The sequence below is a fragment of the Streptococcus sp. HMSC073D05 genome (assembly GCF_001812015.1).
GTDB lineage: Bacteria > Bacillota > Bacilli > Lactobacillales > Streptococcaceae > Streptococcus > Streptococcus parasanguinis_D.
The window spans coordinates 37,407-61,023 of record NZ_KV807489.1 but is presented as its reverse complement, the minus strand read 5'-3'; the positions used below and the strand labels follow the sequence as shown (position 1 = coordinate 61,023).

Sequence of the window (23,617 nt, the reverse complement as noted above, 5' to 3'; positions counted from 1 at the left end):
AGAAGTCTTTCATGAAAAAATATAGTCTACTCTTATTGAGTGTTGCTCTTTTAGCAGGGTGTGCGAATTCTACTAGCAAACAGTCGAGTCAAAAGACGCAAACCAGCTCAACGGTGCAGTTGTCAAAGGCTGACCAGAAGACCTTGGACAATGCGACAGCTGAATACAAAGACTTTGTTGAAATGCAAATTGACCAATTGCTCAAGGATACAGAAGGTTTCCGAGATACCCTAAAAGCTGGGAATTTGGAAGAAGCTAAAAAACAATATCCCTTGATCCGCATGGCCTATGAACGCTCCGAACCGATTGCTGAAACCTTCGGAGAATCGGATGTCAAAATCGACTACCGTTTGGTGGATTATGTGGATGAAAATAAATCAGAAGATGGCTGGTCAGGTTTCCACCGGATTGAGCGTATCCTTTGGGAAAACAATACCACAGATGGCACTGACAAATATGCAGACCAACTGGTGAACGATATCAAGGAGTTGAAAGCTAAGATCGCAACCGTTGATGTGACTCCTGATGTGATGCTAACTGGGGCTGTTGATCTGCTAAATGAAGTGGCAACGCAAAAGATCACGGGTGAAGAAGAAGTCTTCTCTCATACAGATCTGTACGACTTCCGTGCCAATATTGAAGGAGCTGAAAAGATTTTCTCTCTCTTTAAACCTTTGATTGAGAAAAAAGATGCCAAGTTGGTTAAAACCTTGGAAGCAGAATTCAAAAATGTCAATGATTTATTGGACAAACACATGACTGATGAAACAAATTACAAGTCTTACACAGATTTGACCAAGGAAGATACCAAGGAATTGGCTGAAGCGGTGACCAAACTTGGTGAACCTTTGTCTCAAATGGGTGTGATTTTAGATGGGAAATAAGAAAAATGGCTGACGAAAAATTTTTAGATAAAAAAATGGACCGTCGTGAATTTCTTAAAAAAGCAGGTATTGGAGGGGCTGGTATTGCACTGGGCCTTTCTGGTGCATCTGCTTTTTTCGCTAATCAAGACAGTTCCAGTAAAAAAGCTTATGATGGGGATGAAGACATCTCTTTTTATGGCAAGCATCAAGCCGGGATTACGACAGCCATGCAGAAGGCTTGCTACTTGGTGGTGCTGGATCTTCACACGACGGACAAAAAAGAAGTCATCCAGCTCTTTAAAGACTGGACTGATTATAGTAGTAAATTAGTCGAAGGAGAATTGGTCAAAAAAGATGGTTCCAATGCCCTCTTGCCTCCAACAGATACAGGTGAAACAGTAGGACTCAATCCCTATCGCTTGAGCCTGACGTTTGGGGTTTCGGCTACCTTTCTCAAGAAACTGGGCTTGGAAGCTAAACGTCCAAAGCTCTTTCGTGATTTGCCTCCATTTCCAAAGGAGCAGTTGCAGGACAAATACACTGGTGGCGATATCGTCATTCAGGCCTGTGCCGACGATGAGCAAGTAGCCTTTCATGCGGTCCGAAATCTCATCCGCAAGGGTCGCAATACCATCACCATGAAGTGGAGCAAGTCCGGTTTTGCAGCGATTGGTGACCGAAAAGAAACACCGCGTAACCTCTTTGGCTTTAAAGATGGAACAGCAAATGTCACGACGGAGAAGGACTTTGATAAGGTCGTCTGGACTGACAGCAAGGACTGGATGAAGGGTGGTTCCTATATGGCTCTTCGCCTAGTCCAAATGCACTTGGAAACTTGGGACCGGACCAATTTGCAGGAGCAAGAAAACACCTTTGGTCGCTACAAGGAGTCAGGCGCTCCATTTGGGAAAACCAACGAATTTGATGAAGTGGATTTATCTAAACTACCAGTAGATTCACATGTCCGTTTGGCCAAAGAAGTGGATCGTCCGATTTTACGGCGTTCCTATTCCTATTCGGATGGCATCAATGAACAGACTGGGCAATTTGATGCAGGTTTGATTTTTATCGCCTTTCAAAAAGATCCAAACAGTTTTGTTAAAATCCAAACCAATCTAGGTGCAGTGGATAAAATGAACGAGTACATCACCCATATCGGAAGCGGACTCTTTGCTTGCTTTTCAGGCGTAGAGAAAGGAGGCTATCTTGGTCAAGCACTCTTTGAATAAACTTTTGATCTTGTTAGGCCTTCTTGCCTTGTTCTGGACTCATCCAGTGGCTGCGGAATCTTATAGCGATCTCTTTATCAAGATCACAGATGCAACAACCGCTGTAGAAAATAAGAACCAGGATAAGGCCAAGGAATTGATCGCTGAGATTCAGGATAATTTTGAATCCAAAGATCACCATGATTCCAAGGCAGGAAAAAAAGTTAGCCAAGCTCTAGCTATAAAAGGGGAGGTAACCAAAGAGGATCTCACCAAGATCTCATCAGCCTTGCTAGCTTTTGAAAAAGAGCAAAATCCGGTCGATTTAGAGGCGGAAAAAGACAAACTCGTGAGTCGCCTCGCTCCTTATTTTAAGAACTTACAAGATGCCATTACAGCTAAGGATCTGGAGAAAACCCGTCAAAGCTATGCAGATCTCAATAATACCTGGACACGAAACGAAGCAGTGGTAAGGGATCATAGCACAGCCTACTATGGCAAAATCGAGACGGCCATTTCGCTCTTACGTAGTAGCATTGAAACAGAGCCTACTGACTTCACCAGCATCCAGTCCTCCTATGATGACCTCAAAAATGGGATTGATGCCTTTGTAAAAGGAGAAGCGATTAGCAGTGCTAGTACGGATTTGACACTGAAAGATGGGATCAAGCTTTTGGAGAAGGCGCAAAGCCAATTCCAATCTGGCGACGATAAATCTGCTGCAGCAACTATGAAGCAGTTCATCACCATCTGGCCAACTATTGAGGGGGATGTCAGCACGACCAATCCAAGCCTCTACACGCGCGTAGAGAGTGAATCCCCGGTCATTATGGTTAAGGGGAAAGAAAAGACCTATCAAGAGAAATTACAAGCCTTGATCAGGGACCTTTCTGCGATCGATACGACAGCTTCTTACAACGCTTTTGATGCTATGTTGATTCTTCTGCGTGAAGGAGTAGAAGCGCTTCTGATTGTCATGGCCCTTGTAACGACCCTTAAGGCTGCTAAGATGAGGAAAGGCCTCAAATGGGTCTACGGTGGGGCTGCTGCGGGGGTTCTTGCCAGCGCAGCGATCGCTCTTGTTCTGCAAGTAGCTTTTCCAGCCGTTACTTCGGGGTCTAACCGGGAAATCATTGAAGGTGGCGTTGGGATTTTCGCTGTGGTCATGATGATCCTCATTGGAATTTGGCTACACAGCAAGTCCTCTGTCAAACAGTGGAATGCCTTCATGGACCGTCAGATGAAGACGGTAACTGCTACAGGAAGTTTTGTCTCTATGTTTGCCCTCAGTTTCTTAGCAGTCTTTCGTGAAGGAGCTGAGACCATTCTCTTCTATGTTGGGATCATTCCACGGATTACAACCACGAATTTCTTATTAGGAATCGGGCTTGCCATAGCCGTTCTCATCATTATTGCAGTGGCCATGACCAAGGCCAGTCAAGCCATCCAACCTCATCGAATCTTTTTCATTCTGACGTGGTTGATTTACGCCTTGGCCTTCAAGATGCTAGGTGTCAGCATCCACGCCCTACAGTTGACCAATATCCTACCGAGTCATTTGGTCAATGGACTTCCTACCATTGATTGGGCGGGGATCTATCCAAGCTGGGAAGTTATTCTTCCCCAACTACTCTTTGTGGCCCTGATTGCCCTTATCACGGTGAGACAACATGGCAAAGAGTAGAGCAGATAAAATGACCATTGTCGAGCACTTGGTCGAATTTCGAAAACGATTGATCGCGGTGGTCTTGTGTTATATTATCGTCTTCATCGTAGCCTTTGTATTTGGAGGAGAACTCTACCAGATCTTGACCGCTAGCCTGCATCAAAAACTGCTGGTACTAGGGCCAAATGATATCCTCTGGATCTATGTTTCGCTGGCTAATCTCACAGCCTTTAGCCTGACCCTGCCCTTTATTGTCTACCAGATTTGGCAATTTGTAAGGCCATCTTTGAGGGAGAAGGAGGCGCGTGCAGTCTTTGCCTACATCCCAGCTAGCTTTATTTGCTTTGTTCTGGGGCTTGCATTTGGTTATTTCTTTGTCAGCCCAGCTATTTTAGAGGTCCTGATGCGCTTAGGAGAAGGGCTCTTTGATACCCAATTAACGGCACAAAATTATTTAACCTTCTTATGGCATACCACCTTGCCTTTAGGTGTCTTGTTTGAGTTACCAGTTTTGGTCGCTTTTCTGACCTCGATCGGGCTTTTGACACCACAGTTTTTAATCACCTACCGTCGTTACGCTTACTTTGTCCTACTGGTCTTAGCCGTCGTGCTAACCCCAGCGGACTTTATCAGTGACTTGGCCATGACGCTCCCTTTGATCCTCTTATTTGAAGTGAGTGTAGCCGTCAGTAAAGTCATCTATTCGAGAAAAAGGAGAAACTAATGGGAATTTTACGTGATATTGGAGCACCAGGTTTGATCATCATCATCCTGGGAGCCCTCTTGATTTTTGGACCAAAACGCCTGCCAGAGTTGGGACAGTCCATCGGCAAAATGTTTGCTGAATTTAAGACAGCTGTCAATAAAGGCAGTGAAGAAGCTGATCATGACGCAAAAGAAGACAAGAAAGAAAAAGAATAATCAGACAATTTTTAAAATTCTATTGAGTTCGATTGCATAAAAAGGTATAATAAGACAAGGACTTGCAATCGACGAAGGAGGAAACTATGATTATTACGATTTTGTCACTCATTTTCTATTTCAGCTATATCGGATTCTTATGCTGGTTAGTCGTAAAAATTGTCGAAAAATTGTTCAATTTCTTATTGAACCGTTAATAAAGAAATAATCCATTTCACCCTGTGTGAGTGGATTTTTTGTATCCAATTCAGTTAGAAAGATTAAAACAAAGAGGTTTTAACGGTCTCAGATTGAAGATAAAGTCATATAAAAACTTTCCTTAAGTGAGTACGGACGTCAGCGAACTTCTTAGAAGTTCCATGACTAAATCAAGATACAAAGGACGTCAGCGGACAAAGTCAAAATAGGAATTTAGAAAGCAAGTGAAACAACACAACAAAACCATCGTTTTACTGACTGTTTTGTTTATTGCTATGCTTTCCATTTCAATGTTTTTATATCTTTCAACTCCTAGTATTTTTTGTTACTAGTGATGGACTATATCGTTTGTTTTTCTTATCTATTTTATAAGAAAGTTAAGCTTAATAGAAATACAGTAATTACAAGATTCTAATATTTTCTGTTATAGCTTTATGTGGCATGGGTATAAATTGATATAACTTTTATTATCTATGGTATAATGAGATAAATTTGGAGTTGTAGAGGTGAGCATTTGGAAGGACATAGACCTGATTTTAGAGATATTAAATCATTTGAAGAATTTAACAGATACTACTGGTATCGAGAAGAGCTTTCACAAATTTGTAAGTACCTTGGATTAGAATACAGATGTACAAAAAAAGAATTAAATCATATTATAGAACAATATTTTAAGGGAAATAGAGTAGAAAAATTTTTGAGGAAAAGAAACAAAAATCAAACCGAAATAATAACCCTAAATACATCATTACTTGAATGTGGGTTTTCCTTTAATCAGAAATTTCGTGATTATTTTTCAGCTGTAACAGGTGTTAATCCGTTTAAGTTTAATGCTGATATGGCAACTGCTTGGAGAAAAGTAAAATGGGACAACAACATAAATTTTACAATCAAAGATATGATTAAAATATACTATGGAGAGTCAGACTACGCCAAGTATGATAATTCAGCTTGCCAATGGAATCAATTTCTAAAAGACTTTTGTGCAGATGAATTTAGCAATCATTACTCCAACAAGTTAAAAGTTGCGGCTATCCTTTGGAATGAAGTTAGAGATTCAAAAAATAAAAAAATTTATTCACGGGGACTTCTAAAAGAATATAGCTACAAAATAGAGGAGTACTGTAAGTAAACAATTTCAAGTTTGTCGAACGGAATATAAAGTAATAAAGACGTTAGAAATAAAAAATCTATCGTCTTTTTCATGCCTATTTTCAATTTATATTGCTATCAATAAATAGGGAAAACTCGCAAGAGTTGCTAACTAGTATTTCAAACGCCTCTCACTAATATATACACGACAAAATGCTAATCTTCCTATATCCTATTTTTCGCAACTCTAGTATATCAGATGAACATGTCTTTTGTGTTGCACTTCATTTTTCAACAGGGCAAATAAAAAGATAGTTGAAAACTATAGAATATTGAAATTACGCTATTTTTAGTCCAACTGAAACTCATACTTTCCAAACCAGACTTAAAAAAGCTCGTAAAGCATCACAATTTAGTAAAGGTTAATTCGTTACTGGAATTACTTACAAGATCTTAGCACTCTGTTTCTGCAGAGTGCTTTTTTGTTTTATAGAATATAAGAAAATAGAATACGGATATGGTATAATGGAGTAACAAGTATTTCATTAGAGGAAGTGGCCAGATGAAAATTATAGTTGATCGAGATTCAGTTTGTGCCGGAGATGATATTTACAACCATGAGATGACATTCGAGGTGCCAGAAAGCCTCACTGTTGCTGAATTCTTTAACTTCGTGCAGAACCATGGCTTCTTAGCTGCCATTCAAGGAAATGATGTAGCGTGGGGGCTTCAAAATAGCACGGGTAAAATCGGAGAGTATTTTACAAAAACAGGAGAAGTCACGCATTCAGAAATTAACATTAAAGATAAAATTGATGAAGCTGGTGGCAAACCTAATTTCTATGTACGCTATTATAGTAACCCGGAATGGGCAAGAGAAAACAGTAGTAGAGGATAAGCTTGAAGAAGAAAGAGTTTTTAGTCCGAATGAATTTGAAAAACAAATTGCTTAGTTAATAGCACTCCTTCTACGAGATTATAAAATTCATTTTACAATCTCGTAGAAGGGGTCCAGCAACCTGAGGGCGCTATCCTTCAAATTTTTCTCCCAAAATGTGTCCAAAATATTGACAGAATTCCAAGAAGACCTTCAACCTCTGTTAGAGGATTATTTGAGAGCTAATTCAGAATACTGGAAAGAATACCAAGATCAGTTCAGAGAGCTATTTGACAAGGATTTTTATCAAAAACAACGAGAAGAAATAATGTCTACAGGCTATGTGGTTGATAGTCTGAAAGCTAGTCTCTGGTGTCTAGGGACAACAGAGACTTTTGAAGGAGCTGCTTTAAAAGCGGTCAATCTCGGAAATGACACCGATACGATTGGTGGCATCACAGGAAGCTTTGCTGGAGCTCTCTATAAACTGGAAGGTATTCCAGATAAATGGGGACAACAATTGGTGAATAGAGAATTGATCGATGAAAAATGTCAAAAATTGATAGAGTGCCTAGGTCAGTTAGATCTATTTATGAATGTGGAATACTTGCTTTCTCTGCTAGATGATCTAGCAGAGAAAAATTTTTATTAGATATGACATCAGTCAGCTAAACCCTTTTAGCTGTCTTTTTTTGCTAGCGACTCGGTCACTAACTTGCTTGTCAAAGTATAATTCGGTATCATAGATATATAATGCTTGGTAAGTAGCCCTATTGTCAGTTCGGAACAAGTAGATAGGAGAAGAGGAGAAAAACTAGTGGATAAAGACCAATTGATAGAGAAACCAGAAATAAATATTGTTGGGGTTATTGCAAATCATCAGTTTAACTGGTATATTTGTTCAAACGATATGTGGACAATGGATATCGATAAATATATTCAGGCATACCAGGAAGCAGGTCTGAATGTTGATTTCTCCTATTTACCTGAGATTCAACAGAATCTTCATGTGATTACAAAAAGCAATCTTGAGAGCTACTTAGAAATGTATAAAGATGATTGGCTGAAGGTGACGGTTGAAGAATTGATCGAAATGATCAAACGCTCAATAGATTGTGAGGACTTACATTCAGAGATTATTTTTGAAGGAAAAGGTTTACTCCCGGATCTTTTAATCGATTTTGATAAAGAGGAGTTTTATTCAAACCATCTGGGGATGAAAAACTACGAAAGATATGTTCCGAACGGATGGAAAGTTTTTTCAGGATGTTTTGATCAGTTGATCCCTAAAGAGCAACAATATTGGATTGAAAAGACTGGCGCTAACCAATGAAGTAACTAATAATAAAATTAAAAAAGGTAAGAAACAATGAAGCATTATTTTATCGGTGGCCTAGGTGGCAATTGCTACCATCTGGCGCCACTTATCGATGAGCTCGGCTTTCCGGTAACCTTTCTAGATCCCTACAGGGAAATGATTCAGACAGAAAAAGATCTTCGTGCTTGGTTTCAAGGTCAGATTGACCAGGCGGAAGAGATCTGTTTATTGGGGCATTCCTTGGGTGGAGATTTGGCTCGTTATCTTGCTTCAGAGTTTCCTCAGATAAAGGCTCTGATTCTCTTGGATGGGGGTTATCTGGATATGGAAAAGATCCTGCCTTTGAAGGAAGAGCTAGAAGGTACATCATCCTTCATGAAACAGCAAGTCTTTTCGACATTGGAAGAAGCCGTATTAGCAGAATTCGGTGATGGAACAGATCCTACGCCTATAGCGCGAAAAGCAGTAGAGGCTAGCTATCGCTGGAATCCAGCGAGTGAACAATATGAATTAAATCTAGATCTAGAAAAAGTCTTGGCCTTATTGCGCTTGAGACGTAGCATCAAGGCTGACCAGATTCCACTTTCGGACCAGTCTGTCCTCTTTATTGGCCCTCGATACCAAGAAGAACCTGAATGGAGGAAAGTAGCTCTGAATCGACTAGATCCCAAGATCCAGCAAGTCTTACTAGAAGGCTTGGGGCACGAACTGTATACAGAGGCACCAGAAATTGTAGCTAGAGAAGTCAACAATTGGCTCCAAAATGTTCATAAATAAAACCTGGTTCTCTTTTTGAAACAGGTTTTATCTTTTAATTTCCGAACGTTATTTCCTATAAAATCATTCCCGTTGCATTAAGTCCGTATCTTTGATATAATCTATCAAGGAAACGTCAAGAGACGTAGCGATGCGCTTGCGCATAGGTAGGTCAGTTTTTAGAAAAGAGATTTTACAATCGATGTTAAATGAATTTCCTATTTTCGACTATGAAGATATCCAGTTGATTCCCAACAAATGTATCATCAATAGCCGGTCTGAAGCAGACACAACCGTTCAATTCGGAAAGCATACCTTCAAGCTTCCAGTAGTTCCTGCGAATATGCAGACGATCTTGGATGAGAATGTAGCAGAGCAGTTGGCGCGTGGTGGATACTTCTACATCATGCACCGCTTTGATGAAGCAGGTCGGATTCCTTTTGTCAAACGTATGCATGAGCAGGGTTTGATCGCTTCGATTTCGGTTGGTGTTAAGGAATACGAATACGACTTTGTGAGTCAATTAAAGGCAGATGCGCCTGAGTACATTACCATTGATATCGCACACGGTCATGCGGATAGTGTCATTCGGATGATCCAACACATCAAGAAAGAATTACCAGATACCTTTGTCATTGCTGGAAATGTAGGGACACCTGAGGCTGTTCGTGAATTAGAAAATGCGGGAGCTGATGCGACTAAGGTCGGAATCGGCCCTGGTAAGGTTTGTATCACCAAAGTTAAGACTGGATTTGGTACAGGTGGTTGGCAATTGGCTGCTCTTCGCTGGTGCTCAAAAGCAGCGCGAAAACCAATTATTGCGGATGGTGGGATTCGGACCCATGGTGACATTGCCAAATCGATTCGTTTCGGGGCGTCTATGGTCATGATTGGTTCTCTCTTTGCAGGTCATATCGAAAGTCCTGGAAAAACGATAGAGATCGATGGAGAGTCTTTTAAAGAGTACTATGGATCTGCTTCAGAGTACCAAAAAGGTGCTTATAAAAACGTCGAAGGCAAGAAGATTTTATTGCCTGCCAAGGGTCATTTGCAAGACACCTTGACAGAAATGGAACAAGATTTGCAAAGTTCGATCTCGTATGCTGGAGGCCGAAAATTAGCAGATTTGAAACACGTTGACTATGTGATCGTTAAGAATTCCATCTGGAATGGCGATGCACACTAATTGAATTACTTATTTATTTCACGAATGGGCGTGATGTTTCTACAAGGTGCCGGAACACCTAACAATAAGTAAGTCGAGATAAATCCTTTTGTTAGAGGATATTCAAGGCTTGCTTTGCAGGCCTTTTTGTGTTTTGTGGATAAGTAACGGATTTTATAGAAAGTAGGAGGAAGTATGAAATTACTTGAAGAACGCATCTTAAAAGATGGTAACGTTTTAGGTGAGAATATCCTCAAGGTGGACTCCTTTTTGACCCACCAAGTGGATTTCAAACTCATGAAAGAAATTGGCCAGACCTTTGCGGACCGGTTCAAAGATGCGGGTATTACCAAAGTCGTCACCATTGAAGCGTCTGGGATCGCGCCAGCCCTTTATGTAGCGGAAGCACTAGATGTCCCTATGATTTTTGCGAAGAAAGCGAAAAACATTACCATGAATGAGGGCATCTTGACGGCTGAGGTTTATTCCTTTACCAAGCAAGTCACTAGTACGGTTTCAATTGCTGGTAAATTCTTAGATCCAGCGGATAAGGTTTTGATTATTGATGATTTCCTAGCAAATGGTCAAGCGGCTAAGGGCTTGATTCAGATCATCGAACAAGCTGGTGCTCAAGTGGAAGCCGTTGGAATCGTCATTGAAAAATCCTTCCAAGATGGACGGGGATTACTAGAAGAGTTGGGATATCCAGTTGTATCCCTCGCGCGTTTGGACCGTTTTGAAAATGGTCAGGTTGTATTTAAGGAGGCAGACATCTAATGCAAAAACAAGAAAGCCATTCACAGGCATCCGTTCTAGGCTTGCAACACCTTTTGGCTATGTATTCGGGATCTATTTTGGTGCCGATCATGATCGCAAGAGCTTTGGGCTATAACGATCATCAACTAACCTACCTCATCTCTACAGATATCTTCATGTGTGGGGTAGCAACTTTCCTTCAAGTGCAACTCAATAAATACTTTGGGATCGGACTTCCAGTAGTCCTTGGAGTTGCCTTTCAGTCTGTAGCGCCTCTCAGCATGATCGGGGCTAGCCATGGTAGTGGGGCCATGTTTGGTGCCTTGATTGTCTCAGGGATTTACGTGGTTCTGGTCTCAGGATTCTTCTCGAAAATCGCCAACCTCTTCCCATCCATTGTGACGGGATCTGTCATTACGACCATTGGTTTGACCTTGATTCCGGTAGCGATTGGGAACATGGGGAATAACGCAGCCAAACCAACGGTGCAAAGTCTGATTTTAGCCGTGATCACCATTCTCATCATTCTTGTGGTCAACATTTATACGACTGGCTTTATCAAATCTATCTCTATTTTGATTGGCTTGATCGCAGGGACTGCTATTGCGGCCTCAATGGGCTTGGTGGATTTCACACCTGTATCGCAAGCACCAGTCGTTCACGTTCCAACACCATTCTTCTTTGGAGCACCTAAGTTTGAAATCACTTCAATCTTAATGATGTGTATTATCGCGACGGTTTCCATGGTCGAATCAACTGGTGTTTATCTTGCACTTTCAGATATTACCAAAGATCCGATTGATAGCACGCGCCTCCGTAATGGATATCGTGCTGAAGGGTTGGCCGTTCTTCTCGGTGGTATCTTCAATACCTTCCCTTACACTGGATTCTCACAAAACGTTGGTTTAGTGAAATTGTCTGGTATCAAGACTCGTCTTCCAATCTATTATGCGGCTGGTTTCCTTGTTCTACTCGGTCTCCTTCCAAAGTTTGGAGCTTTAGCACAAATCATCCCAAGCCCAGTTCTTGGTGGAGCTATGCTGGTCATGTTTGGTTTTGTATCTATTCAAGGGATGCAGATTCTTGCGCGTGTTGATTTTGAACACAATGAGCACAATTTCCTCATCGCAGCTGTATCGATTGCAGCAGGGGTTGGCTTGAATAACAGTACCCTCTTTAATGGCCTTCCAACAGGATTCCAAATGTTCTTTGCAAACGGGATTGTCGTTGCCAGTGTCTTAGCGATCGTTCTCAATGCGATTTTAAACCGCAATAAATAATTATCTCAAATTTACCGGAGGTCCTTGGATCTTCGGTTTTTTTGACTTTTAAGAAAACATATAGTAGAGTGGAAGAGGAGAAAATCTTATTTGATGAGAAGAGAGTTAGAATCATGTATTTAACCTATCACTTTAAAGAACGCTTGCGCTTATTTTTGAGTCTGTTTTTGCCGATTTTGATCTACCAATTGGCCAATTATTCAGCCAGCTTTGTCGATACAGCCATGACCGGTCAGTACCGAACCCTTGATTTGGCTGGGGTTTCTACAGCTACCAGTCTGTGGAATCCTTTTTTTACATTCCTTACCGGGATTGTCTCTGCTCTGACACCGATTGTCGGGCATCACTTAGGCAAGGGAAATAAAGAACGGATTGCTGGCGATTTTTACCAATTCCTCTATATGTCATTTGCTATGGTCATTCTCTTAATAGGCTTTGTCTGGGGGATTGCGCCAATGATTCTCAAGCAGATCGGCTTAGAAGATGTTGTTGCTCAAATAGCCATTCGCTACTTATATTTCCTTTCTGTAGGAATCTTACCCTTGTTGCTCTTTAGTATCGTGCGGACCTTCCTTGATACGTTGGGAATGACGCGTCTATCCATGTACTTGATGCTCTTGCTCTTGCCTTTGAATGCTTGTTTTAACTACATCTTGATCTATGGTGCATTTGGTTTTCCTGAGATGGGAGGAGCGGGAGCAGGTCTTGGAACCTCTCTGGCCTACTGGGTCTTGCTGGCTATTGTATTTTTGATCTTGTACAAGCACCCTAAGGTAGCATCTTTCCAATTGTGGAAGCCACAACCTTATGATTTTAAAGGGATGAAAGAAGTACTGCGCCTTGGGCTTCCAATCGGTGGAATTGTTTTTGCAGAAGTCATCATCTTCTCGCTGGTTGGCCTGTTAATGGCAAAATTCCCATCACTCACCATCGCTAGTCACCAATCGGCCATGAATTTTTCTACCCTGATGTATGCTTTCCCGGTTAGTATCTCGAGTACCATGGCTATTATCGTATCTTACGAACTAGGAGCAGGAAGACCAGAAGTGGTCAAACAATATTGCCGTTTGGGACGGTTGACAGCCTTTGGTTTTGCGATTGTCACCCTCGTCTTTCTTTATACATTCCGCTTCCAACTGGCGGGACTATACGGCAAGGATCCAGTCTTTGTGCAGCAAACTGCTATTTTTATGACCTATAGTCTCTTTTTCCAAGTAGCTGATACCTTTGCAGCACCCCTTCAAGGGATTTTGCGGGGTTATAAGGATACAACCGTTCCATTCTTATTAGGTGTTTTTAGCTATTGGTGTATTTCTATTCCTTTAGGGATTTTCCTTGATCATGTGACCAATCTTGGTCCCTATGCCTATTGGATCGGTCTTATTTCTAGCCTTGTCGTGAGTGGTATTTGCTACCAACTTCGGCTCTGGCAGATCGAAAAAAAGCAAACAAACTAAAGTCTGGGAAACCAGGCTTTTTATGTATCGTAAATAGTATAAATTTTCTGAAAGTTCTTGACAATTGATATCAAAGTGGTAAGATTAGGAGGTAGAAATGAAGAACTAGAAGGAGAACAAGATGAGAAGTGATATGATCAAAATGGGGATCGACCGAGCACCAGCGCGTGGTCTCCTCTATGCAACAGGGCAAGTAAAATCAGCAAAGGATATGCAAAAGCCCTTTATTGCAATTTGTAACTCCTATATTGATATCGTTCCAGGGCATGTTCACCTGCGTGAATTAGCAGATATTGCTAAGGAAGCTATTCGCGAGGCTGGCGGTATTCCTTTTGAGTTTAATACCATTGGTGTGGATGATGGGATTGCCATGGGGCATATTGGGATGCGTTACAGTCTTCCATCTCGTGAATTGATTGCCGATTCTGCAGAAACAGTTATTAATGCCCACTGGTTTGACGGGGTTTTCTACATTCCTAACTGTGATAAGATTACACCAGGGATGATTTTGGCGGCCATGCGTACTAATGTGCCAGCTGTATTTTGTTCTGGTGGACCTATGAAGGGTGGCGTTGACATGACGGGGCATCAAGCGACTCTCTCCAGTTTGTTTGAAGCAGTAGGGACTTATCAGGCTGGTGATATGAGCATGGATGAGCTGGATTTCCTGGAAAAAAATGCTTGTCCAACTTGTGGCTCTTGTTCTGGTATGTTTACCGCCAACTCCATGAACTGTTTGATGGAAGTATTAGGCCTTGCTCTTCCAGGAAATGGTACTATCCTAGCTGTTTCAGATGAACGCCGTGAATTGGTTCGCCAAGCAGCCAAACAATTGGTTGAGAATATTAAAAAGGATATCCGTCCACGGGATATTGTGACTAAAGAAGCTATCGATGATGCCTTTGCGCTTGATATGGCTATGGGTGGCTCCACCAATACTGTTCTCCATACGCTTGCGATTGCGCGAGAGGCGGGGATTGACTATGATCTCAAAGATATCAACGAAATTGCCAAGAGGACACCTTATCTCTCTAAAATTGCACCTTCAAGCGTCTACACTATGCATGATGTGCACGAAGCTGGTGGTGTTCCAGCCATTATCAATCAATTGATCAAAAAAGGTGCTATTAAGGGTAATCGTATTACAGTTACTGGTAAAACCTTGAAAGAAAACGTAGCTGGTGCGGAAATCAAAAATGAAGAAATTATCCATCCAATTGAGCATCCTATCTCACCAGTTGGTGGTTTGTCTATCCTTTACGGAAATATTGCTCAAGATGGGGCGGTCATCAAGGTCGGTGGTGTAGATCCATCTGTGACCACTTTCCGCGGTAAGGCTATTTGTTGCGATTCACAAGATCAAGCCCTTGAGTTGATTGACAATGGAACAGTCAAGAAGGGACATGTCGTTGTCATTCGTTACGAAGGTCCTCAGGGTGGTCCTGGTATGCCAGAGATGCTTGCGCCAACTTCTAAGATTGTCGGACGCGGTCTTGGCAAGGATGTGGCTCTGATTACGGATGGCCGTTTCTCAGGAGCTACTCGTGGGATTGCGATTGGTCATGTTTCTCCAGAAGCAGCAGAAGGTGGTAATATCGCCCTAATTGAAGATGGGGATGAAATCGTGATTGACCTACCAAATCGCACCCTTGATCTGCTTGTCGATGATGCAACCCTTGAAGAACGCCGCAAACATTTGAAACCTTTCAAATCAAAAATTTCAAGTGGTTGGTTGCGTCGCTATACAGCCTTTGCTAAATCAGCTAATGTCGGCGGAACCTTGATGAGTGACGAAGAATTCGAAGAACGTAAAGCAGAACGTCAAGCACAAGAAAAATAAGAAAAACCCTTTCCTGCTATGTGTTATCACAAGCAAGAAAGGGTTTTTTAGTGGAAATATTATTTGGTGCGCATTTCACCTTGAGGGAAGTAGGTTCCTTCAGGCATATCGTTAATGATAACGTGAACAGCAGATTGAGGAGCGCCAGTATTGCGGACAACAGCCTCGGTTACTTCTTTAGCGAGGGCTTTCTTTTGTTCCAAAGTGCGTCCTTCAAATAAATCAATTCGTACAAATGGCATAGGGCCACCTCCTAAATTTTTTATAGGACTATTTTATCACATTTTGGGATACAAAGGTCAGCAAAATTATGGTAAAATGATAATGAAACACATTTTAGAGAGAACAGAAGGAAAATGGCACAATTATATTATAAATATGGGACCATGAACTCAGGGAAAACCATTGAGATCTTGAAGGTGGCCCATAATTATGAAGAGCAAGGCAAGAGCGTCGTCATCATGACATCGGCAATCGATACACGAGATGGAGTTGGAGTAGTTTCTAGCCGGATCGGTATGAAACGAGAAGCCATGGCCATCGAAGATGAGACGGATATCTTCGGTTATATCCAAAGGCTAGAAAAGAAACCATACTGTGTCTTAATCGATGAAGCTCAGTTTCTCAAACGCCACCATGTCTATGACTTGGCTAGGGTTGTAGATGAACTGGATGTGCCGGTGATGGCTTTTGGCCTCAAAAATGATTTCCGAAATGAACTCTTTGAAGGTTCCAAACACCTCCTCTTGTTAGCGGACAAGATCGAGGAAATCAAAACCATCTGCCAATACTGTTCCCGCAAGGCGACCATGGTCTTGCGTACCCAAGCGGGTAAACCTGTCTATGATGGAGAGCAGATCCAGATCGGTGGACACGAGACCTATATCTCGGTTTGCCGCAAACATTATTTTAATCCAGACATACCAACTGAAAGCGTCTAGAACGTTTTAGAGAGGATAATAATGTCTATTTGTTTAAAAGATATTACAATAGAGAATTATTTCGACGTTTTAAATCTAGAAGTTCATCCAAACCAAAGGAATTTTATTGCATCCAATTCCATTAGTTTAGCTGAAGCCTATGTATATGATAAAAATGGTGATTTTATAGCTCCCTTAGCAGTTTATGATAAGGAAGTATTAGTTGGTTTTGTGATGATTGCCTATGACCAGAAAATTGGGATCAGCAAGGGGAACTACTTGTTATTTCGTTTTATGATCGATAAACGATTTCAAGGTTTAGGCTATTTTAAGCCGACTATGGATGCAGTTATTGACTTTGTTCGAACAGAGCCAGCTGGAAAAGCAACAAGTCTTTGGTTATCTTATGAACCGGAAAATAATCAAGCGAGATCTTGCTATCTCCATTATGGATTTAAAGAAACTGGCGAAGTCATAGAAGACGAAATTGTAGCAATCTATGATCTAACAATCAAGAATTAAGGAGCAAACATGAATATCTATGATCAACTACAAGCTGTAGAAGACCGATACGAAGAGTTAGGAGAATTACTGAGTGACCCAGATGTGGTCTCTGATACCAAACGCTTTATGGAGCTTTCAAAAGAAGAAGCTTCCACGCGTGATACGGTGACAGCCTACCGTGAGTACAAGCAAGTCCTTCAAAACATTGTTGACGCTGAGGAAATGATTAAGGAAGCAGGCGGCGATGCGGATTTGGAAGAAATGGCCAAGCAAGAGCTAAAAGATGCTAAGGCTGAAAAAGAAGAGTACGAAGAAAAATTGAAGATCTTACTTCTTCCTAAAGATCCAAACGATGACAAGAACATTATCTTGGAAATCCGTGGGGCAGCTGGAGGAGACGAAGCCCAATTGTTTGCTGGTGACCTCTTGCAGATGTACCAAAAATATGCAGAAAGCCAAGGCTGGCGCTTTGAAGTCATGGAAGCTTCCTACAATGGCGTTGGTGGGATCAAAGAAGTCGTAGCCATGGTTTCTGGTCAATCAGTCTACTCGAAACTCAAGTATGAATCTGGTGCCCACCGGGTGCAACGGGTTCCAGTGACAGAAAGCCAAGGTCGTGTCCATACTTCAACTGCCACAGTTCTGGTCATGCCAGAAATCGAAGAAGTCGAGTATGACATTGATCCAAAAGACCTTCGGATTGACATCTACCACGCATCTGGTGCGGGTGGACAGAACGTCAACAAGGTCGCTACAGCCGTTCGTATCGTCCACTTGCCAACCAATATCAAGGTAGAGATGCAGGAAGAACGGACACAACAGAAGAACCGCGAAAAAGCCATGAAGATCATCCGTGCGCGTGTGGCTGACCACTTTGCTCAGATTGCCCAAGACGAGCAAGACGCTGAGCGGAAGTCAACTATCGGGACTGGTGACCGTTCAGAGCGGATCCGGACTTACAACTTCCCTCAAAACCGTGTGACCGATCACCGGATTGGCTTGACCCTTCAAAAACTGGATACTATCTTATCTGGTAAACTGGATGAAGTGGTCGATGCTTTGGTCTTGTATGACCAAACTCAAAAATTAGAAGAGTTGAACAAATAATGTTGTTGGGACCATTATTAGCCCAGTATGAAGAAGAATTAATAGCCGTTGGAGAGGAAGCAGAAAGCCTCTCCTTCGCGTATCGAGCTTTAAAAAACTGGACCTTTACAGACTTTGTCCTTGCTTTGCAAAAAGAAGTGGAAGTAGAGGATCAGGCCTTGCTTGAATCCATCTTTGAGCAGCTGAAACATCACGCTCCTGCCCAATATATTATTGGGAGTGCAGAATTTTGTGGCCATGTTTTTACAGTGGATGAGCGCGTGCTGATTCCACGACCAGAGACAGAGGAGTTGGTGGCTCTCATTCTCGAAGAAAACGATGAGAAAACCTTACGAGTTCTGGATATTGGTACAGGAAGTGGTGCTATAGCTATTAGCTTAGCCCTTGCTAGACCTACCTGGCAGGTTCAAGCTAGCGATGTCTCAGAAGAGGCTTTAGCCCTGGCTCAAGAAAATGCCCAGCACTTAGAGGCAATCCTTGAATTCAAGTCGTCAGATGTACTGGACGAACTAGAAGGTCCTTATGACCTGATAGTGTCCAACCCTCCCTATATCTCTCGCGATGATGTAGAAGAAGTCGGAGCCAATGTTTTAGCCTCTGAACCCCACTTAGCTCTTTTTGCAGATCGTGATGGATATGCCATCTACGAAAAGATTGCCCAGCAAGCACCAAGTGTTTTAACACCAGACGGAAAGATCTATCTAGAAATTGGCTATAAGCAAGGAGCCAAAGTAAAAGAGCTCTTTCAAGAAGCGTTTCCTAACAAACGAGTTCGCGTTCTGAAAGACCAATTTGGACAAGATAGAATGGTAGTAGTAGACAATGGATCACATTGAGAAAGAATTAGAAGCTGGACGTGCGGTTATTCTGCCAACTGAAACAGTCTATGGTATTTTTGCCAAAGCTTTGGATCAACAGGCAGTTGATTATATTTACGAATTAAAACGTAGACCTAGAGAAAAGGCTCTGAATTTAAATGTAGCCGATGAAAAAACGATTCGAATTTATTCGAAAAGTCAACCTAGCTATTTATCAAAACTCATTGCTTCTTTTTTACCAGGGCCCTTAACTATTATTCTCCAGGCCAACGAAAAGGTACCCGAATGGATTCATTCAGGGATGGATACAGTTGGCTTTCGTATACCGGCCCATCCAAAGACCTTGGAATTAATTCGTAAATTCGGGCCTTTAGTTGGTCCTTCTGCAAATCTATCTGGATATGCTAGTGGAACAAAGTATGAAGCTATTGTAAAGGAATTTGATCAGTTAGTTCCTGGCTTTGAGGACGATGCTTTTCTTACTGGCCAAGATTCCACTATTTTGGATATCTCTGGTTCCAAAGCAAGGATATTGCGACAGGGTACTATTACGAAATCTGACTTGCTGGAACAAGTACCGGAGCTTTCTTTTGAGGAAGAAGACCTTCCTCTGTCATAATGTATATAAAAAATTATTTAATAAGGAGTAGACCTATGATTTTTGATAAAGAAGATTACAAAGCCTATGATGCAGACCTATGGAATGCGATCGCTAAAGAAGAAGAGCGTCAACAAAATAATATTGAGTTGATTGCTTCTGAAAATGTTGTCTCTAAGGCAGTGATGGCTGCTCAAGGGTCCATTCTGACCAATAAATATGCCGAAGGCTACCCTGGTCGTCGTTACTATGGCGGGACAGATGTTGTCGATGTGGTCGAAAGTCTCGCGATCGAACGGGCCAAAGAAATCTTTGGTGCTAAATTTGCCAACGTTCAACCGCATTCAGGAAGTCAGGCAAACTGTGCTGCCTATATGGCCTTGATTGAGCCTGGTGATACCGTTATAGGAATGGATCTAGCTGCCGGTGGACATTTGACGCACGGAGCTTCTGTGAGCTTCTCTGGTCAAACCTATAACTTTGTTTCCTATAGTGTAGATCCTGAAACAGAGCTCTTGGATTTTGACGCCATCTTAAAACAAGCCCAAGAAATGAAGCCAAAACTCATCGTTGCTGGTGCCTCAGCCTACTCTCATATTATTGATTTCTCAAAATTCCGTGAGATTGCAGATGCAGTAGGAGCTAAGCTCATGGTTGATATGGCCCATATCGCTGGTCTCGTGGCAGCAGGTCTTCATCCAAGTCCAGTTCCTTATGCCCATATCACAACTACGACCACTCACAAGACCCTTCGTGGCCCTCGTGGAGGCCTAATCTTGACCAATGATGAGGAATTAGCTAAGAAAATTAACTCTGCTATTTTCCCTGGTATTCAAGGAGGACCGTTGGAGCATGTCATTGCAGCCAAAGCTGTCGCCTTCAAAGAAGCGCTGGATCCTGCCTTTAAAGAGTATGCAGCTAACGTGATTAAGAACAGTCAGGCCATGGCTGATGTCTTCTTGCAAGATCCAGATTTCCGCGTTATTTCAGGCGGAACAGAGAACCATCTTTTCCTTGTCGACGTCACTAAAGTCGTTGAAAATGGAAAAGTGGCGCAAAACTTGTTGGATGAAGTCAATATCACCCTCAACAAGAACTCTATTCCTTATGAAACCTTGTCTCCATTTAAGACCAGTGGGATTCGGATTGGTGCAGCAGCCATCACCGCTCGTGGTTTTGGTGAAAAAGAAAGTCGCACCGTTGCTGAACTCATGATCAAAGCACTGAAGAATGCGGATAATCAAGAAGTATTAGATGAAGTGCGTAGCCAAGTCAAAGCCTTGACAGACGCCTTTCCACTTTACGAGGACTAAACCATCTTATGGATATTTACGTAAAAAAAGCCATCATTCATCAATTTAGCCCCGACGATACCGATCTCTATCTGGCAGATAAATTTCTCAATATCACGCCTAAAATTGAGGAATACTTGCGTAAAAAGATTGAACGGGTTTATTCTGATGAAGCCAGGACCGGTATTTTCGAAGAGGACAATCCTTTTCTTGAGATGATTTCAGATGATCTGATAGAAACATCGGTCGCAGTAGCGAATCGCTGGAAGGAAGAATTTGTCGTCTCTGAGAATCAAAAGACCAACGATTTGGTGTTCATTCAATTCTCAAAAGAAGGGGTGGACCATTTTGCCTTTCTTCGGATCGCCTTACGGGAAACCTTGACCCATCTTGGCGGTGAAGTGGACAATCCGATTAAGCTGACGCAAAATAATCTACCTGGTTTTGGGACTGGTGCAGATGAAGCTTTGGTCATCAATCTTCAAAGCCGCAAATACCACTTGATTGAAAAACGGATCAAGTACAACGGGACGTTCTTAAATTATTTTTCTGAGAATCTGTTGCAGGCCCAACCCAAGATCTCTCCTAAAAAATCGATCAAGGCACTAGAAAAAACAGCTCAGAAAATTGCGGAAAGCTTTAACACAGATGATTTTCAATTTCAATCAAAGGTTAAATCAGCTATTTTTAACCATATTGAGGAAGAAAATAAACTCTCTCCTGAGAAATTAGCGGATGATCTCTTCGACGACAATCTAACAGCTCGCCTTAGTTTTATTGACCAAGTTAAAGAAGCTGTACCAGAGCCTGTCACCTTTGAAGAGATTGATGCAAGTCGCCAGTTGAAGAAGTTCGAAAATCAGAAATTGTCATTGTCAAATGGAATTGAACTGATCGTTCCGAATAATGTCTATGAAGATGCAGAATCTGTTGAATTTATTCTAAACGATAACGGGACCTATTCTATTTTGATCAAAAATATTGAGGATATACAGAGTAAATAATGATTAAACGTATAGTGAAGATCTTCTTATTCATCTTACTAATATTTGGAATCTACAAGGGAATTCAGATCCATCATGACGTCAAACAAGTCATGCAGTACCGCTCCCTGGTTAGAGAAGTCCTTGCTGAAGAGGACACCACGGCCAATGAAAATCTCATTCTTGCTATGATCTATACGGAGACCAAAGGCAGAGAAGACGATGTCATGCAGGCGAGTGAGAGTGCAAGTGGTGAGACCAATACTATTAGTGATAATAAGGCTAGTATTCGCCAAGGAATTCAAACTCTTTCAGATGAGTTAAAAGAAGCTAAGAAAAAAGGCGTTGATAGCTGGACTGCAGTTCAAGCCTATAATTTTGGGAAAGACTACATCGATTACGTCGCAAAACACGGTGGAACAAATTCCTTAGAGTTGGCCCGCGCTTATTCGCGGGATGTGGTAGCGCCAAGTCTTGGCAATGTAACTGGTGAAACTTATCTTTACCTCCACCCTATCTCTCTTTTAAACGGGATGGAACTCTACATTAATGGTGGCAATATTTATTATTCCCGTTTGGTAGAAACCAATATGACGATTATGAAGTTATTTTCATGGTTTTAATCATTTTCCAGAGAGCCGATTGGCTCTTTTTTTAGCTGATCAGTTCTGCCTCCGATTTTGAGGGATAATAAAAATGTCATGCATTCTTAAAAGAACTGTAAGCTAGTTTTAAGAAATCAACTGTATAATGAAAATCGAAGTGGGTAATCTCTTTATTTACTTCTTTTTTCATCTCTAGTGAGGTGAGAAAGGTAATATGAGATGCCCAGAGTTGATTTGAGTTAGAAAGAAGAAAAAGATGAAATTAAAGAAGATTGCATTGTTTGTAACGACGACTTTGGCCTTGTTTACAGCTGTCCCACGTGTTTCTGCAGATAGCAATGTGCAAAAAGTTATTGATGAAACCTATGTCAAGCCAGACTATGTTTTGGGCTATTCGCTGGACCAAAGTCAAATCGAACAAACCTTAAGTCTCTTGAACTACGATAGTTCGAAAGATAAAGAGGAGTGGAAGACCATGACACCAGAGGTTTATTCTTCGATTATGAACGTTGCGAACGATGATAGTTTGGAACTTTATTCCTCTGTTAAAATTCAAAAATTAGGCAAAAATAAGCCACTAGAAGTCAATATCGTGACGCCTCAAAACATCACCAAGGTCACTGCAGATATGTATCGTAATGCAGCCGTTACACTTGGATTGGAGCATGCTCAAATTACAGTAGCTTCACCTATACAAGTGACTGGAGAAAGTGCTTTAGCTGGGATCTATTACTCGCTTGAGAAAAATGGTGCCAAGGTTTCTCAAGAAAGCAAAGATCTGGCCCAAGAAGAGTTAAAGACTCTATCCGGAATCAATGAAGAAAACGCGGGTAAGAAAAACTTCGATGCGGATAAGTTAAACGTAGCATTGACCGACATTAAAACAGCAGTAGCCAATGCCAAACAGAACAATCAGGATTTAAGCAAGGATGATATTCGAAAGATCGTCGAAGAAATCCTGAAAAATTATAAGCTGGATACAACTGTGACAGGTGATCAGATTAATTTGATCGTGAATTTCGCAGTCAACCTCTCAAAGAGTAGTGTTATCAGTAGCAAAAGCTTTACTAAAACCTTGTCGGACTTGAAAGATAGTATCGTAGGCAAGGCAGGCGATACCTTTAATAATATCAATCTCAATTTTGATACAAATGCTATTCTAAAAGACAGTGGAAACTTCTTCACAAATGCGTGGAATGCCATTGCTGGCTTCTTCGGAGCAATCTGGAATGCCATTGTCAAATTCTTTAGTGGTTTAGTTGGCTAAAAATAGCACGAAAGCACTGCAGACAATAAGTCAGAGTGCTTTTTGTGTGTTTAATGATTCTTATATTTTATAAGACATTTTTAGGGTTGCTAAATTCTAATTTTAAGCTAGTGAAAAAAAGGT

The 23,617-nt window shown here is 41.5% G+C and carries 25 protein-coding genes and 1 riboswitch; of the genes, 24 read left to right on the top strand and 1 reads right to left on the bottom strand.

What is annotated here, in order from left to right; translation table 11 throughout:
- The first annotated feature begins 11 nt into the window (after positions 1-11).
- The 15 genes from efeO (at position 12) to ilvD (ending at position 15,400) form a co-directional block, all read left to right on the top strand.
- The gene (efeO, locus tag HMPREF2832_RS03655; protein WP_070505579.1) at positions 12-884 is read left to right on the top strand and encodes an iron uptake system protein EfeO; all 873 of its coding nucleotides are present in this window, start codon (positions 12-14) and stop codon (positions 882-884) included.
- A 5-nt stretch (positions 885-889) separates the two neighbouring features.
- Entirely contained in the window at positions 890-2,095 is a 1,206-nt protein-coding gene (gene efeB / locus HMPREF2832_RS03650; protein ID WP_070505578.1) for an iron uptake transporter deferrochelatase/peroxidase subunit, read from the top strand.
- Entirely contained in the window at positions 2,073-3,758 is a 1,686-nt protein-coding gene (locus tag HMPREF2832_RS03645) for an FTR1 family iron permease (protein ID WP_070505577.1), read from the top strand. The genes efeB and HMPREF2832_RS03645 overlap by 23 nt, the downstream gene beginning before the upstream one ends.
- Positions 3,745-4,464: a twin-arginine translocase subunit TatC gene (gene tatC / locus HMPREF2832_RS03640; RefSeq protein ID WP_070505576.1), complete on the top strand. Its 720-nt coding sequence runs from the start codon at positions 3,745-3,747 to the stop codon at positions 4,462-4,464. The genes HMPREF2832_RS03645 and tatC overlap by 14 nt, the downstream gene beginning before the upstream one ends.
- Entirely contained in the window at positions 4,464-4,661 is a 198-nt protein-coding gene (locus HMPREF2832_RS03635) for a Sec-independent protein translocase subunit TatA/TatB (RefSeq protein ID WP_024056039.1), read from the top strand. The genes tatC and HMPREF2832_RS03635 overlap by 1 nt, the downstream gene beginning before the upstream one ends.
- Positions 4,662-5,373: 712 nt before the next feature.
- Complete coding sequence (locus tag HMPREF2832_RS03630) at positions 5,374-5,991, top strand: SAP domain-containing protein (RefSeq protein ID WP_049497929.1); 618 nt, start codon at positions 5,374-5,376, stop codon at positions 5,989-5,991.
- Positions 5,992-6,513: 522 nt separating this feature from the next.
- Entirely contained in the window at positions 6,514-6,849 is a 336-nt protein-coding gene (locus HMPREF2832_RS03625; protein WP_024055827.1) for a hypothetical protein, read from the top strand.
- Between the two features lie 169 nt (positions 6,850-7,018).
- Positions 7,019-7,480 (top strand): ADP-ribosylglycohydrolase family protein, encoded by a 462-nt coding sequence (locus HMPREF2832_RS03620; protein WP_225305899.1) that lies wholly within the window; start codon positions 7,019-7,021, stop codon positions 7,478-7,480.
- 165 nt (positions 7,481-7,645) lie between these two features.
- Positions 7,646-8,161 (top strand): hypothetical protein, encoded by a 516-nt coding sequence (locus HMPREF2832_RS03615; RefSeq protein ID WP_070505575.1) that lies wholly within the window; start codon positions 7,646-7,648, stop codon positions 8,159-8,161.
- A 36-nt stretch (positions 8,162-8,197) separates the two neighbouring features.
- Positions 8,198-8,923: an alpha/beta fold hydrolase gene (locus tag HMPREF2832_RS03610; protein ID WP_049497931.1), complete on the top strand. Its 726-nt coding sequence runs from the start codon at positions 8,198-8,200 to the stop codon at positions 8,921-8,923.
- A 181-nt stretch (positions 8,924-9,104) separates the two neighbouring features.
- Positions 9,105-10,088, top strand: coding sequence for a GMP reductase (gene guaC, locus HMPREF2832_RS03605; protein WP_049473228.1), 984 nt, complete (start codon positions 9,105-9,107; stop codon positions 10,086-10,088).
- Positions 10,078-10,173: riboswitch (purine riboswitch) on the top strand. Its footprint overlaps the gene before it by 11 nt.
- An 89-nt stretch (positions 10,174-10,262) precedes the next feature.
- A complete protein-coding gene (locus tag HMPREF2832_RS03600; RefSeq protein ID WP_049497932.1) occupies positions 10,263-10,844 on the top strand; it encodes a xanthine phosphoribosyltransferase in 582 nt (193 codons plus the stop codon).
- Positions 10,844-12,103, top strand: a complete 1,260-nt coding sequence (locus tag HMPREF2832_RS03595; RefSeq protein ID WP_049497933.1) for a nucleobase:cation symporter-2 family protein — start codon at positions 10,844-10,846, stop codon at positions 12,101-12,103. Before HMPREF2832_RS03600 ends, HMPREF2832_RS03595 begins: the two co-directional genes overlap by 1 nt.
- Before the next feature lie 113 nt (positions 12,104-12,216).
- Complete coding sequence (locus HMPREF2832_RS03590) at positions 12,217-13,560, top strand: MATE family efflux transporter (RefSeq protein ID WP_070505574.1); 1,344 nt, start codon at positions 12,217-12,219, stop codon at positions 13,558-13,560.
- 121 nt (positions 13,561-13,681) lie between these two features.
- On the top strand, positions 13,682-15,400 hold the full coding sequence (gene ilvD / locus HMPREF2832_RS03585; protein WP_070505573.1) for a dihydroxy-acid dehydratase: 1,719 nt from the start codon (positions 13,682-13,684) through the stop codon (positions 15,398-15,400).
- 59 nt (positions 15,401-15,459) lie between these two features.
- Here ilvD and HMPREF2832_RS03580 read toward each other — a convergent pair whose 3' ends face one another.
- Positions 15,460-15,642, bottom strand: a complete 183-nt coding sequence (locus tag HMPREF2832_RS03580) for a 4-oxalocrotonate tautomerase (protein ID WP_001117401.1) — start codon at positions 15,640-15,642, stop codon at positions 15,460-15,462.
- A 114-nt stretch (positions 15,643-15,756) separates the two neighbouring features.
- Here HMPREF2832_RS03580 and HMPREF2832_RS03575 point away from each other — a divergent pair, with 114 nt between their 5' ends.
- The 9 genes from HMPREF2832_RS03575 (at position 15,757) to HMPREF2832_RS03535 (ending at position 23,494) form a co-directional block, all read left to right on the top strand.
- Positions 15,757-16,341, top strand: coding sequence for a thymidine kinase (locus tag HMPREF2832_RS03575; protein ID WP_070505572.1), 585 nt, complete (start codon positions 15,757-15,759; stop codon positions 16,339-16,341).
- Between the two features lie 21 nt (positions 16,342-16,362).
- Positions 16,363-16,842: a GNAT family N-acetyltransferase gene (locus HMPREF2832_RS03570; protein ID WP_070505571.1), complete on the top strand. Its 480-nt coding sequence runs from the start codon at positions 16,363-16,365 to the stop codon at positions 16,840-16,842.
- A gap of 9 nt (positions 16,843-16,851) precedes the next feature.
- Positions 16,852-17,931, top strand: a complete 1,080-nt coding sequence (gene prfA / locus HMPREF2832_RS03565) for a peptide chain release factor 1 (RefSeq protein ID WP_003007273.1) — start codon at positions 16,852-16,854, stop codon at positions 17,929-17,931.
- Positions 17,931-18,767, top strand: coding sequence for a peptide chain release factor N(5)-glutamine methyltransferase (gene prmC, locus HMPREF2832_RS03560; protein WP_070505570.1), 837 nt, complete (start codon positions 17,931-17,933; stop codon positions 18,765-18,767). Before prfA ends, prmC begins: the two co-directional genes overlap by 1 nt.
- A complete protein-coding gene (locus HMPREF2832_RS03555; RefSeq protein ID WP_070505569.1) occupies positions 18,754-19,368 on the top strand; it encodes an L-threonylcarbamoyladenylate synthase in 615 nt (204 codons plus the stop codon). The genes prmC and HMPREF2832_RS03555 overlap by 14 nt, the downstream gene beginning before the upstream one ends.
- Before the next feature lie 35 nt (positions 19,369-19,403).
- Positions 19,404-20,660: a serine hydroxymethyltransferase gene (gene glyA, locus HMPREF2832_RS03550; protein WP_070505568.1), complete on the top strand. Its 1,257-nt coding sequence runs from the start codon at positions 19,404-19,406 to the stop codon at positions 20,658-20,660.
- 8 nt (positions 20,661-20,668) lie between these two features.
- Positions 20,669-21,643, top strand: coding sequence for a nucleoid-associated protein (locus tag HMPREF2832_RS03545; protein ID WP_070505567.1), 975 nt, complete (start codon positions 20,669-20,671; stop codon positions 21,641-21,643).
- A complete protein-coding gene (locus HMPREF2832_RS03540) occupies positions 21,643-22,245 on the top strand; it encodes a lysozyme family protein (protein ID WP_003007284.1) in 603 nt (200 codons plus the stop codon). The genes HMPREF2832_RS03545 and HMPREF2832_RS03540 overlap by 1 nt, the downstream gene beginning before the upstream one ends.
- Positions 22,246-22,483: 238 nt before the next feature.
- Entirely contained in the window at positions 22,484-23,494 is a 1,011-nt protein-coding gene (locus tag HMPREF2832_RS03535; RefSeq protein WP_070505566.1) for a DUF1002 domain-containing protein, read from the top strand.
- Positions 23,495-23,617 lie beyond the last annotated feature (123 nt).